Genomic DNA, 13,149 nt, shown 5'->3' with positions numbered 1-13,149 from the left:
TACGCCAGTATGACGGTGCGCGCCGGTTGAGTCAGGCGTCCACAACGATTTCCGCCGCCCCTCACCCCGCCACGATCCGCCCGCTGACGTCCCCGAGCCCGACCCGGCTCCCGCCCGGCCCCGGAGCCCACGCCGACAGCGTCACCACGTCGCCGTCCTCCAGGTACGTCCGCTTCCCGTCCGGTAGTTCGAGCGGGTCCTGTCCGTTCCAGGTCAGCTCCAGCAGTGACCCGCGTTCCCCGGGCTCCGTGCCGCTCACCGTGCCGGAGCCGTACAGGTCGCCGGTGCGCAGCGAGGCGCCGTTGACGGTCAGGTGGGCGAGTTGCTGGGCGGCGGTCCAGTACATGGTGGAGAACGGTGGTTCGGACACCGTCTGCCCGTTGATCGCGATCGAGATCCGCAGGTCGTAGCCGGCGGGCTCTTCCGTCGCGTCGTCGAGGTACGGCAGCAGCGGATGCGTCCGCCGGGGCGGTGGGACCCGCGCCTCCTCCAACGCTTCCAGGGGGGTGATCCACGCCGAGATCGAGGTGGCGAACGACTTGCCGAGGAACGGGCCGAGCGGGACGTACTCCCAGGCCTGGATGTCGCGTGCCGACCAGTCGTTCAGGAGCGTGAGCCCGAACACGTGGTCCCGGAAGTCACCCAGCGCGACCGGCTCCCCCTGCCGCGACGGCGCGCCCACGACGAAGCCGACCTCGGCCTCGATGTCCAGCCGCACCGACGGGCCGAACACCGGTGCCGGGTCCGAAGGCGCCTTGCGCTGGCCCGACGGCCGTACGACGTCCGTCCCCGACACCACGACCGTGCCCGCACGGCCGTGGTACCCGATCGGCAGGTGCTTCCAGTTCGGGGTGAGCGGTTCGGCGGCGTCGGGGCGGAAGATGCGGCCGGCGTTCCGGGCGTGGTTCTCGGAGGCGTAGAAGTCGACGTAGTCGGCGACCTCGAAGGGCAGGTGCAGGGTCACCGCGGACAGCGGGTGGAAGAGGGGTTCCAGCGTCGCGCGGTGCGCGGGGACGCTCACCCAGGCGGTCAGCGCCCGTCGTACGTCCGACCAGGTGGTCCGGCCCGCCGCCAGCAGTGGGTTGAGGGTCGGGCGGGCGAGCAGGGAGGCGTACGGGGAGCCGAGGGCGAGGGCCGCGGCCCCGGCGTCGAGGACGTGGTCACCGAGGCGGACGCCGACCCTCCGCTCCGTGCTCCCGGAGGTCGAGAACACGCCATACGGAAGGTTGTGCGGGCCGAAGGGGTCACCCTCGGGGACCTCGAAGGGGGGCAAGGGGGGCATGGGGTGGCTGCCTCGCTCTCATCCGTGTCGTGCGTGGCCCGGCCATGTGGGGACATCGTCGGGACGGTGCACGGCGTTCCATGTGGTCGCGCCACACGTTACGGGTGAGTCGGCTGTCGTGGCAGTGTCTAAAGAGTTCGCAATGTCCGAATAGGCCTTGTCGGAGGGGGCAATTCCGGCTTAGCGTCCTTTGGGGGACACGGACGGGGTGGGTCCGGTCCGTAGGGGGGACACGTGGGGGGACCCGTGGCCAGGAATGCCGTCAGCGTGCCGTTCGAGGCGGACCGCGACGTGCCGGGCCTGATCGTCAAGTTCGGCGACTATCCGCTGCACCACGGCGGGGTCGGCGCGATACGCAGTCTGGGTCGCCTCGGCGTGCCCATGTACGCGATCACGGAGGACCCGTACACGCCGGCGGCCTCCTCCCGGTATCTCAAACGGGCGTTCGTATGGCCGACGACAGGTGCCGAGGAACCGGATCATCTCGTCGAGGGACTGCTGCGCATCGGCCGCCGTATCGGCCGTCCGACCGTGCTGATCCCCACCGACGAGGAGGCCGCCGTCCTGATCGCCGAACACCAGGACGCGCTCGGCGACCGTTTCCTCTTCCCTCGCGTGGAGCCCGGACTGCCGCGTCGGCTGGCCAGCAAGCAGGGGCTGCACGACCTGTGCGTGGAACACGGCATCCCCAGTCCGGAGGCCGCCTTCCCGCAGTCGTACGAGGAGATCGTCGACTTCGCGGAGAAGGCGCGCTTCCCGATCGTGGCCAAGAACCGCGAGGCGTTCGTCCGGCGCAAACAACCCGCGGTCAACGGCACGACGCGGATCGCCACCCGGGAGGGGCTGCTCACCCTCGCCCGTGACTGGGGCACCCATCCGGGTGTCATCCTCCAGGAGTACCTGCCGCGGGAGGAGGCCGAGGACTGGATCGTGCACGCCTACTTCGACGCCGACTCCACTCCGCGCGCCCTGTTCACCGGGGTGAAGGTGCGCTCCTGGCCGCCGCACGCGGGCATGACCGCGAACGCGTACGTCGTGGACAACCCGGAACTCGCGGATCTCGCCGCGCGTTTCATCAAACAGATCGGCTTCACCGGCATCATCGACCTCGACCTGCGCTTCGACCGTCGCGACGGGCAGTACAAGCTGCTCGACTTCAACCCGCGCGTGGGCGCCCAGTTCCGGCTCTTCGAGAGCGATTCGGGTGTGGACGTGGTCCGCGCCATGCACCTGGATCTGACCGGTCGCCGCGTTCCGGAGGGGGAACAGCGCGCCGGCCACCGGTATGTCGTGGAGAACATCGACCTGCCCGCCCTCCTGGCCTACCGCCGCAGCGGCTATACGACGCCGCACGCGCCCGGGCGGCCGAGCGGCACCGAGCTGGCCTGGCTGGCGGGTGACGACCCGCTGCCGTTCGTCACGATGCTCGCGCGGTTCGTGCGTCCTGGGGCGAAGCACCTGTACCAGCTGTGGCGGACGAACCGGCGCGGTTCCGGCACCTCCGGGAGGTAGGCGCCACCGTGTTCGGCCCCGGACCCGGCTCTCGCCCCCCGACGCTCGCCCCGTCCCGGGCCGTCACCCGTCCCGGCCGTGCCACCCCAAGCCCAACAGGGCTGGCTCCTCGTCCAGTTCGGCGTCGTCGCCGTCCCCGTCGAACCGGAGTCCTATCCGCCCGATCTCCTCGACCGGCAACGCACTCCAGACGGGGTCCTCCGGCAGTTGCACGGCATCTCGACGCCGTTGAGCAGTCGGCACGGGCAGTGCGAGCGCGCCCTGCCCGGATCCGCCAGGCGCCTTTCGGCCTCGTCCTGACGCTCGGCGTTGTGGCCGGTCGCCGCATCAGGGCTGCGACCGTCGGCGTCGGCCGCCGGATACCGGCCGACGTGCGGGGGTCCTGGTCTCCACTGCGCCGGAAACCGCTCCAGCGCCGCGGCCGACGCCTCCCGCAGATGCGCACGGAGACCCGCCGTCCCGTATGTCACCACGACCGCCCCCGTCGCACCGGTGCCGCCACCTCACCGCGAACGTATTCGGCCTCACTGACAACACCCCATCACCGAGGCGGCGGGCGCCACTTGAGGCCGAAACGCACAGTGAGTCCCAGAGGCGTGCTGTCCGTATTCTCTGATCATGGTCGCACCCTCCCCGTACTCACTGATCGCCACCGACCTGGACGGCACGCTGCTGCGTGCCGACGACACCCTCTCGGACCGGTCGCTCGCCGCCCTGGCGCGGACCGACCGGGCCGGCGCCACGCACCTCGTGGTGACCGGCCGCCCCGCACCGAGAGTGCGCCCGCTCCTCGACGACCTCGGCTGCACGGGGCTCGCGGTCTGCGGCCAGGGCGCGCAGGTGTACGACGCCGGCACGCACCGTCTGCTGTGGTCGGTCACCCTGGACCGGGAGCTGGCGGAGACCGCGCTCGGCAAGATCGAGGCGGAGGTCGGCCAGGTGTACGCGGCGGTCGACCAGGACGGCGTGGACGGGCTCACGCTCATCGAACCGGGCTATCTGATGCCCCACCCCACGCTGCCCGCGCTGCGCGTGGAACGGCGTGACGACCTGTGGTGCGCGCCCATCAGCAAGGTGCTGCTGCGCCACCACACCCTGTCCGACGACGAACTGGCGGCGACCGCCCGCGCGGTGGTGGGTTCGCTGGCGACGGTCACCATGTCGGGGCCGGGGACGGTGGAGCTCCAGCCATGCGGGGTGACCAAGGCGACCGGGCTGGCGCTGGCCGCCGACCACTTGGGGCTGTGTCCCGAACGGGCCATCGCCTTCGGTGACATGCCCAACGACATCCCGATGCTCGACTGGGCGGCCTACGGAGTGGCCATGGCCAACGCGCACCCGGAGCTCAGGGCGAGGGCCGACGAGATCACCACGTCGAACGAGGACGACGGCATCGCCGTCGTCCTCGAAAGACTCTTCGTGTGATGCGGGGCGTCGGTCAGTACGCGCCGTAGACGTTGTCGATCGAGCCGTACCGCGCGGCGGCGTAGTTGCAGGCGGCGGTGATGTTCGCGACCGGGTCGTAGATGTCGAACGACGTGCCCGCCACGTGGTAGGCGTTGAACGTCGGGTCGATCACCTGGAGCAGGCCCTTGGACGGGATGCCGGCGGCCGCGTTGGAGTCCCAGAGGTTGATGGCCCGCGGGTTGCCGGACGACTCGCGGATCACGTTGCGGTAGATGCCGTTGTAGGAGCCCGGGATGCCCTTCTGGGCCATGATCGCGAGCGACTCGCGGATCCAGCCGTCGAGGTTGTTCGGGTACCCGGCGGGCGTCGTCGAGGCCGTCGTGGCGGTGGCGGGGGTGGCGGCGGAGGCGCTGGCCGCGCCGATGAGGGGGAGGGCGAGTACGGCGGCGCCGGTACCGATGACGGCGAGCGTGCGGGCGATGCGGGTGCGGCGGGGCTGGGCGGCAGCGGGCATGGCGAAGTTCCTCTCCGTCGCCTGCGAGGTGAGCTGTCGGGTTCGGGCTCGGGGAGTGCCCGGCCGCGCCACCCGAAGGCGACGCGACTTCACCCCTAGCCGGTCCGAGACGGCGTCCGTCGATGACGGCGGCCGCCCCGGTCCGGCGACTTACCTGGTTCCCCCGCTCCTGCCGTACGAATGAACTCGTCGATGGGTTAGGACGGGCGGCGGCAGGATTCGGCGTCCGCCCGGCGAGCGGGAACGTATGCGAGAGCACATGTCCGGAACAAGTGGTGGATTCACACAACACACCGATTGACCTTGGTCTGAGGCGTATGAGGCACTTGATCCTTTGCGGTCGCCAAGCCTCAACTGACGCACAGGGAAAGGCGAGGGAGGGCATCTTGCGGCACTTGGAACATATGGGCCCAAGTGACCTACTTCACGAAAGCGCAATCGCGGCAAAGCAGACATGAGGGATCCGTGGAATCCGCCTGCGTTGCCTTGCCGGGGTTGTGAAGTAGTCCGTGACGCCCCGGGTTTCAGATATTGTCCTAATTGTCGGATTGGATGAAATTTGATGCCCTAGGGATCGAATAGGCCTTTCGGGTGTCATTCGTCGGGTGTGGTCGCCGTGTTGACGGCAGGCCGCGCGAAGGCCTCGCGATGTGCCGGGAGTTGCCGAGCGGTGTGGCGCGTGATTCTGGTCACCCGGGGAGGGGGTGTTCGAGCCGGTGTCCGTGGTGTGGCGGCCCTGACGCTTCGGCGGGCGGAGAGGGTGCGTCCAGGTGGGTGACATCGGCCGGAGCGAGTGTGATCGTCTCTGCGGAACGATTCACCGGGGGTGGCCGTCGCCGTACCCGGGCGGGTGGCGGCTCGGGACACGGCGTATGCCGCGTACCGGGACAAGAGTCCGCAGTTCCTGTTAAGTCAGTAGATGTCAGGTCTTATCGGCTGATCAAAAACATACCGGTCGTGATCCGGTGACGCCCGGGGTGTAACCGTGGGCGCCCTCCGTGATCGAAACCTGACCGGATACGCTGACTTGAGTGATGGCAGCGACCTATCGACAAACCGTGTAATCGCCAGTGGACACCAGCAGACAGGAGACCCTCGTGACCGTCGTCGGGCCGTTCGGGCTGAGCGTGCGGGACCAGGCTCTGGAAGCCGATGTCCAGGCTGGATTGGCGGCTGTCGAGGAAGGCCTGCTAGAGGCCACCAAGAGCGAGGTCCCCTTCATCACGGAGGCCGCGCAGCACCTCGTACGGGCCGGCGGCAAGAGGTTCCGGCCGCTGCTGGTGATGCTCGCCGCCCAGTTCGGCGACCCCTACGCGCCGGGTGTCGTGCCGTCGGCCGTCGTCGTCGAGCTCACCCACCTCGCCACCCTGTACCACGACGACGTCATGGACGAGGCCTCCGTGCGGCGCGGTGTGGACAGCGCCAACACGCGTTGGGGCAACTCCGTCGCCGTCCTCACCGGTGACTTCCTGTTCGCGCGCGCCTCGCAGATCCTCGCCGACCTCGGGCCCGAGGCGGTCCGTGTCCAGGCCCTCGCGTTCGAGCGGCTGGTGACCGGCCAGATCCTGGAGACGGCGGGGCCTTCGGACGGGCGCGACCCGGTCGACCACTACCTCGACGTCCTAGGCGGCAAGACGGGCTCCCTGGTGGCGGTCTCCTGCCGTTTCGGCGCGATGATGTCCGGCGCCGACGAGACGGTCGTGGACGTCCTCACCCAGTACGGCGAGCGGCTCGGAGTCGCCTTCCAGCTCGCCGACGACGTCCTCGACATCGCCTCCGACTCGCACGAGTCCGGGAAGACCCCGGGCACGGACCTGCGCGAGGGCGTTCCCACCCTCCCCGTGCTGCGGTTGCGGGAGCGGGCAGCCCGGCTGGGGCTGGCCGAGGACATCGCGCTGTGCGAGCTGCTGGACTCCGACCTCACGGACGACGCCCGGCACGCGCAGGCGCTCGCCGCGCTCCGGGTGAACCCGGCGCTGGAGGAGGCGCGCCGGGACGCCGTCCGGTACGCGGAGGAGGCGCGGGCCGCACTGGCACCGCTGCCGGAGTGCGACCCGAAGGCCACGCTGGTGGAGCTGTGCGACGCGGTGGTGCACCGGGCCGGATAGGCCCGGCACCCTGCGGGCCCTTCGCATCCCCCTGGAGATCTCCCGGGCTGTTCGAACTCCCCGCACCGGAGCGTCCGCGGCCTGCGCCATGCCCGCGGACCGGGCCGGTCCCCGACCCGACGGCACCTGCCCTGGCACCCCATGTCACCCCCTGCGCCGCACCGGACTCCAACATCCCGCAGGAGGCGCCTTCACCGTATGACCCCTACGGGTCGGGGGAGGCGCCGGCGCCCTCATGTCATACCGCAGGCGTACGTGGAGTTGGCTCCTCGGTCTGACGCCTGAACGCCTCCGATTTGGTGAGATGGAAACCACGGAAATCACCACCGCTCACCGATTCGGGTGAGAATGGCGGCTCAGGGTGGGACACGTGCGAGGACGGCCGCCGCCGACGACGGAGGTAAGGCACACATGGCACCGTACGAATCCGACGACAGCGCGGCGATCGCGCAGGCCGACGACGAGCGGCGCGCCGAGCGGCGGCGCAAGGCCGCGCGGTACGTCGTGCCGGTCACGGTGGTGGGGGTGGCCGCGGCCACGATCGGCCTGGTCCCGGCGCTCGCCGACTCCGGTGACCCCAACCTGCCGAAGATCAGCGCACAGGAACTCATCAACAAGATCGCCAACTCGGACGTGCAGCAGCTGTCCGGCACCGTGAAGATCAGCACTGACCTCGGTCTGCCCGACCTCGGCGGCCTGGAGAGCAGCCTGATGTCCGGCGCCACCCAGGGCGGCGGCGGCTCCTCCGCCGACCCGACGGCCAAGCTCACCGAGCTGGCCACCGGTACGCACACCCTGCGCGTGGCCGCCGACGGCCCCGAGAAGCAGAAAGTGTCGCTGCTGGAGAGCGGCGCCGAGTACAGCCTCATCCACAACGGCACGGACGTCTGGGGCTACGACAGCAAGTCCAACGAGGTCTACCACTCAACCGCCGCGGACTCCGGCAAGGAGCAGCACGAAGCCCCGGCCACGCCCAAGGACTTCGCCGACCAGGTGCTCAAGTCGGTCGACGACACCACTTCGGTGAAGGTCGACGGCACCGCCCAGGTGGCCGGCCGGGACGCCTACCGTCTGGTCGTCAAGCCCAAGCAGTCCGGTACGACGGTCGGCGCGATCAGCATCGCGGTGGACGCCAAGACCGGAACGCCGCTGAAGTTCACGCTCACCCCGTCGAGCGGCGGCGCGGCCGTCGTGGACGCCGGATACACCCAGGTCAGCTTCGCGAAGCCGGCCGCGTCGACCTTCGACTTCACCCCGCCCAAGGGCGCCAAGGTCACCGAGGGCGACAAGGCGGGCAGGACCGGCGGGTCCGACCGGCACGGCGACAGCGGAAAGAGCGGCAAGGCCACCGGGACGCCCGGCAAGGGTGCTCCCAAGGGCCTGGAGAAGGAGGGCTTCGACGTCCTCGGCAAGGGCTGGAACTCCATAGCCGTCCTCGACTCCGGCAGCAAGGGCGGCCTGCCCACGGGCTCCGGCTCCGCCTCCGGCAAGGCAGGCGACCTGAGCGGCTTCCTCGGCTCGCTCGGCGACCCGGTCTCCGGAAAGTTCGGCAAGGGCACCGTCTTCTCCACCCGGCTGATCAACGCCCTGATCACGGACAACGGCAAGGTGTACGTCGGTGCCGTGGACAAGGCGGCCCTGGTGAAGGCGGCGAACGAGGGCTAGCCGGGGTCGGCGCGGCGAGAGTACGTACCCTGTGCCGCGAGGCAGGACGAAACGAGGGAGCCGATGGACCGACCGTCCGCCGCGGAGCCGGAGCCGGAGGGCCCGGGCGCGGAGGGTGACACCTCAAGGGGTGACATTCCTCGGGAGGACACCCCCGAGGACACCCCCGAGGGCGGCACCGCCGAGGCCGACGCCCCGGCGAGCGGGAGCGTCATCGACACCCGCGGCCTCACGAAGCGCTACCGCGGCGGGCAGCTCGCCGTGGACGGTCTCGACCTGACCGTCCCGGCGGGCAGTGTCTTCGGCTTCCTCGGTCCGAACGGCTCCGGCAAGACCACCACCATCCGCATGCTGATGGGCCTGATCACACCCACCTCGGGTACGGCCCGCGTCCTGGGCCGCCCGATGCCGGGCGCCTCCCGCGTCGTACTGCCCCAGGTCGGGGCCCTCATCGAGGGCCCGGCGCTGTACGGCTTCCTCTCCGGCCGTGACAACCTGCTCCGGTACGACGCCGCCGACCCGACCGCCGACCCGCGCACCCGGCGGGCACGGGTCGGGGCCGCGCTGGACCGGGTGGGCCTGACGGCCGCCGCGGCGAAGAAGGCAAGGGCCTACTCCCTTGGCATGAAACAGCGCCTCGGGCTCGCCGCCGCGCTGCTCCAGCCCCGCAAGCTGCTGGTCCTGGACGAGCCGACCAACGGTCTCGACCCGCAGGGCATGCGGGAGATCCGCTCGCTGGTACGGGAACTGGCCGGGGACGGTACGACCGTCTTCCTCTCCTCCCACCTCCTCGACGAGATCGAGCAGGTCTGCACCCACGCGGCCGTGATGGCGCAGGGCCGGCTGATCACCCAGGGCGCGGTCGCCGACCTGGCGGCCGGTGCCCGCGGCCGCCTCGTGGTGACCACCCCGGACCCCGGGGAAGCGGCCCGCGTGCTCAAGGAACTGGGCGTAGCCGACGTCATCGTGACCGACGACCGGGTGACCGGCGAACCGCCCGAGCGCGACCTGGCAGAAGTGAACGCGGCGCTCGTCACGGCGGGCGTCAGGGTCCGTGGCTTTCTGGTCGAACGGGCCTCGCTGGAGGACGCGTTCGTGGCGCTGACAGGGGAGGGCTTCGATGTCGCAGGCTGACGTGACGGCCGGACGTGAGGCCGACTACTTCGTCGACCACGGCGGCGGCTGGTCCAAGGACGGCCGGACCCTGCCCGGCGTCCTCGACATCGAGTGGAACCCGTACGGCGACGCGTGCTACGGCAAGTCCGCGAGCGGGATGGTCGGCTGGATCACCGACTTCCTGAACCGGTACAAGGCGCGGACGGGCCGCAACGCCGTCATCTACACGGCGACGAGCTGGTGGTCCGACTGCACCGGCAACTACGCCGGGTTCGCCGCCGCCAACCCGCTCTGGGTCGCCCGGTACGCCTCGGAGGTGGGCACGCTGCCGGCCGGCTGGTCGTCGTACACGATGTGGCAGTACACGTCGACCGGTCCGACGGTCGGGGACCACGACAAGTTCAACGGGACCCTGGACAGCGTGGTCGCACTCGCCAACGGCTGACCCTCCCGGACCGGGCGAGGGCCCGGGTCCCGTTCGGGGACCCGGGCCCTGCCGTGTCCGGCAGCGTCCGTCACGCCGCTGCCGGTACCTCCGACGTCGCCCCGCTGGTGGCGGGCGCGAGCGCCAGTTCCAGGACCTGCCGGACGTCGGTCACGGCGTGGACGTCGAGCTTGTCCAGCACCTCGGCCGGGACGTCGTCCAGGTCGGCCTCGTTGCGCTTCGGGATGATGACGGTCGTCACCCCCGCGCGGTGCGCGGCGAGCAGCTTCTGCTTCACACCGCCGATGGGCAGCACCCGGCCGGTCAGCGAGACCTCACCGGTCATCGCCACGTCCGTGCGGACCAGCCGCCCGGAGAGCAGCGACGCCAGCGCCGTGGTCATCGTGACGCCCGCGCTCGGGCCGTCCTTGGGGACCGCGCCCGCCGGGAAGTGGATGTGCACACCCCGGTCCTTCAGGTCGCCGACCGGGAGCTCCAGTTCGGCGCCGTGCGAGCGCAGGAAGGACAGGGCGATCTGCGCGCTCTCCTTCATCACGTCGCCCAGCTGGCCGGTGAGGGTCAGACCCGCCGCGCCCGTCTCCGGGTCGGCCAGCGACGCCTCCACGAAGAGGACGTCGCCGCCCGCTCCGGTGACCGCGAGACCGGTGGCCACACCGGGGACCGCGGTCCGGCGCTCGGCCGGGTCCTGGGCGGACTCGGGCACGTGGTGCGGCCGGCCGATCAGGGCGCGCAGGTCCGCGTCCGTGACCGTGAACGGCAGCTCCCGCTCGCCCAGTTCGTGCTGGGCCGCGACCTTGCGCAGCAGCCGGGCGATCGACCGCTCCAGGGTGCGCACGCCCGCCTCCCGTGTGTACTCGCCGGCGAGCTTGCGCAGCGCGCTCTCGGCCAGGGTCACCTCGTCCGTGGCGAGCCCCGCCCGCTCCAGCTGGCGCGGCAGCAGGTGGTCACGGGCGATGACGACCTTCTCGTCCTCGGTGTAGCCGTCCAGGCGGACCAGTTCCATACGGTCGAGCAGGGCCTCCGGGATGGCCTCCAGGACGTTGGCGGTGGCCAGGAAGACCACGTCGGACAGGTCGAGTTCGACCTCCAGGTAGTGGTCGCGGAAGGTGTGGTTCTGCGCCGGGTCGAGGACCTCCAGCAGAGCCGCCGCCGGGTCGCCGCGGAAGTCGGAGCCCACCTTGTCGATCTCGTCGAGCAGGACGACCGGGTTCATCGAACCGGCCTCCTTGATCGCCCGTACGATCCGGCCGGGCAGGGCGCCGACGTACGTCCGCCGGTGACCGCGGATCTCGGCCTCGTCCCGCACACCGCCGAGGGCGACGCGGACGAACTTGCGGCCCATGGCGTGCGCGACCGATTCACCGAGCGAGGTCTTGCCGACACCGGGCGGGCCGACGAGGGCCAGCACGGCACCGCCACGGCGCCCGCCGATGACCCCGAGCCCCCGGTCGCTGCGGCGCTTGCGCACCGCCAGGTACTCGGTGATCCGCTCCTTCACGTCCTCCAGACCGGCGTGCTCGGCGTCCAGGACCGCCTTGGCGCCCTGGATGTCGTACGCGTCCTCGGTCCGCTCGTTCCACGGCAGTTCGAGGACGGTGTCCAGCCAGGTGCGGATCCACGACCCCTCGGGGGACTGGTCGCTGGACCGCTCCAGCTTGTCGACCTCCTTGAGGGCGGCCTCGCGGACCTTCTCCGGCAGGTCGGCCGCCTCCACGCGGGCGCGGTAGTCGTCGGACTCCTCGCCCTCCTTGGCGGAGTCGCCGTTCAGCTCGCGCAGCTCCTTGCGGACGGCCTCCAGCTGACGGCGGAGCAGGAACTCGCGCTGCTGCTTGTCGACCCCCTCCTGGACGTCCTTGGCGATGGTCTCGGCCACGTCCTGCTCGGCCAGGTGGTCGCGCAGCTGCTGGGTGGCGAGCTTGAGCCGGGCGACCGCGTCGACCGTCTCCAGGAGTTCGATCTTCTGCTCGGTGGTCAGGAAGGGCGAGTAGCCGGAGTTGTCGGCGAGCGCGGAGACGTCGTCGATGGCCTGCACCCGGTCCACGACCTGCCAGGCGCCGCGCTTGCGCAGCCAGGCGGTGGCGAGGGCCTTGTACTCCTTGACCAGTTCGGTGACATGACCGGGCACCGGCTCCGGGACGTTCTCGTCGACGCGGGTGCCCTCCACCCACAGGGCGGCACCCGGGCCGGTGGTGCCGGCGCCGATGCGCACCCGGTAGCGGCCGCGGATCAGCGCGCCCGGGTCACCGTCGGCGAGCCGGCCGACCTGCTCCACGGTGCCGAGCACACCGGTGCCCGGGTAGGTGCCGTCGATCCTCGGCACCAGCAGCACCCTGGGCTTGCCGGGCTCGGTACGGGCGGCGGCCTGCGCCGCTTCCACGGCGGCACGGACATCGGGGTCCTTGAGGTCCAGCGGGACCACCATCCCGGGCAGCACGACTTCGCCGTCGAGCGGCAGCACAGGGAGGGTGAGTGATGCGGACGTCGAAGCCATGATCTCCCCTTCGGCAGTGAACTTGAGCTATGCCGACTCAATGCTTGGGCACCCAGAAATGTTCCCGTGCATATGTTCGCTCTGAGCGATCAAGTGGTGACCTGGCCGGAGCCGCTCGCACGGCCGGAAAAACAGTTGATCGGCACGGGCGCATTCCCCGTACGGTCGGCCGGTGACGGACACCGACAGCACGGCGGCCCTGCTCGCCGCCTACGACACCCAGATGCGCACCGTACGGCCCGTCCCGGCGCCGGGAATCACGTACGAGCGCGACGGCCCCGTGCACCGGGTGGTGGGCCGGCCCCGGGGTTTCGTGACCGGCCCCTCCGACTGGGGCGGCCTGCCCGGCCCCGAGCTGGACGCGCTGATCGCCCGGCAACGGGACTTCTTCGCGGCGCGCGGGGAGGCGGTGGAGTGGAAGGTGTGCGGCTACGACACCCCGGCCGACCTCACCGGCCGGCTGCGGGCGGCGGGCTTCGTTCCCGAGCCCACGGAGACGGTGGTGATCGCGCCGGTCGGGGAACTGACCGTGGCGCCCCCCGTGCTGCCCGCCGGGGTGACGCTCCGCCCGGTCGTGGGGGCGGCCGGGCCGGGCCGCCGGCCGGCCCC

8 protein-coding genes, 2 pseudogenes and 1 riboswitch are annotated in these 13,149 nt (G+C 71.0%); of the genes and pseudogenes, 7 read left to right on the top strand and 3 right to left on the bottom strand.

Annotated elements, in window-relative coordinates; translation table 11 throughout:
* Positions 1-61 precede the first annotated feature (61 nt).
* On the bottom strand, positions 62-1,273 hold the full coding sequence (fahA, locus tag ABZ646_RS05650; RefSeq protein WP_360513289.1) for a fumarylacetoacetase: 1,212 nt from the start codon (positions 1,271-1,273) through the stop codon (positions 62-64).
* Positions 1,274-1,528: 255 nt separating this feature from the next.
* Here fahA and ABZ646_RS05645 point away from each other — a divergent pair, with 255 nt between their 5' ends.
* Together ABZ646_RS05645 and ABZ646_RS05640 are read left to right on the top strand one after the other, a co-directional pair.
* Positions 1,529-2,794 (top strand): ATP-grasp domain-containing protein, encoded by a 1,266-nt coding sequence (locus ABZ646_RS05645; RefSeq protein ID WP_360513260.1) that lies wholly within the window; start codon positions 1,529-1,531, stop codon positions 2,792-2,794.
* Positions 2,795-3,412: 618 nt separating this feature from the next.
* Positions 3,413-4,219 carry an HAD family hydrolase gene (locus ABZ646_RS05640; protein WP_360513258.1) on the top strand — a complete coding sequence of 269 codons (807 nt, stop codon included), beginning with the start codon at positions 3,413-3,415 and terminating at the stop codon, positions 4,217-4,219.
* Positions 4,220-4,232: 13 nt separating this feature from the next.
* Here the strand turns inward: ABZ646_RS05640 and ABZ646_RS05635 are convergent, their stop codons facing one another.
* The gene (locus tag ABZ646_RS05635) at positions 4,233-4,715 is read right to left on the bottom strand and encodes a transglycosylase SLT domain-containing protein (RefSeq protein WP_360513256.1); all 483 of its coding nucleotides are present in this window, start codon (positions 4,713-4,715) and stop codon (positions 4,233-4,235) included.
* A 5-nt stretch (positions 4,716-4,720) separates the two neighbouring features.
* Positions 4,721-4,917, bottom strand: a riboswitch (cyclic di-AMP (ydaO/yuaA leader).
* Between the two features lie 895 nt (positions 4,918-5,812).
* Here ABZ646_RS05635 and ABZ646_RS05630 point away from each other — a divergent pair.
* The 4 genes and pseudogenes from ABZ646_RS05630 to ABZ646_RS05615 all read left to right on the top strand — a co-directional run.
* The gene (locus ABZ646_RS05630) at positions 5,813-6,823 is read left to right on the top strand and encodes a polyprenyl synthetase family protein (protein ID WP_360513254.1); all 1,011 of its coding nucleotides are present in this window, start codon (positions 5,813-5,815) and stop codon (positions 6,821-6,823) included.
* Between the two features lie 411 nt (positions 6,824-7,234).
* Positions 7,235-8,488, top strand: a complete 1,254-nt coding sequence (locus ABZ646_RS05625) for a DUF2092 domain-containing protein (RefSeq protein WP_360513252.1) — start codon at positions 7,235-7,237, stop codon at positions 8,486-8,488.
* Between the two features lie 63 nt (positions 8,489-8,551).
* A complete protein-coding gene (locus ABZ646_RS05620; RefSeq protein ID WP_360513250.1) occupies positions 8,552-9,622 on the top strand; it encodes an ABC transporter ATP-binding protein in 1,071 nt (356 codons plus the stop codon).
* Positions 9,621-10,049: pseudogene (locus ABZ646_RS05615) on the top strand (GH25 family lysozyme); the annotation flags it as partial. The gene ABZ646_RS05620 and the pseudogene ABZ646_RS05615, both read left to right, overlap by 2 nt.
* A gap of 70 nt (positions 10,050-10,119) precedes the next feature.
* On the opposite strand, the gene lon reads toward ABZ646_RS05615, so the two are convergent.
* Positions 10,120-12,540, bottom strand: a complete 2,421-nt coding sequence (gene lon, locus ABZ646_RS05610) for an endopeptidase La (RefSeq protein WP_360513248.1) — start codon at positions 12,538-12,540, stop codon at positions 10,120-10,122.
* A 223-nt stretch (positions 12,541-12,763) separates the two neighbouring features.
* Between lon and ABZ646_RS05605 the strand changes: the two are divergent.
* A pseudogene (locus ABZ646_RS05605) lies at positions 12,764-13,149 on the top strand (GNAT family N-acetyltransferase); the annotation flags it as partial.

This window comes from Streptomyces sp. NPDC007162 (assembly GCF_040634175.1).
Taxonomy (GTDB): Bacteria; Actinomycetota; Actinomycetes; order Streptomycetales; family Streptomycetaceae; genus Streptomyces.
This window is presented reverse-complemented; position numbering and strand designations above follow the sequence as displayed.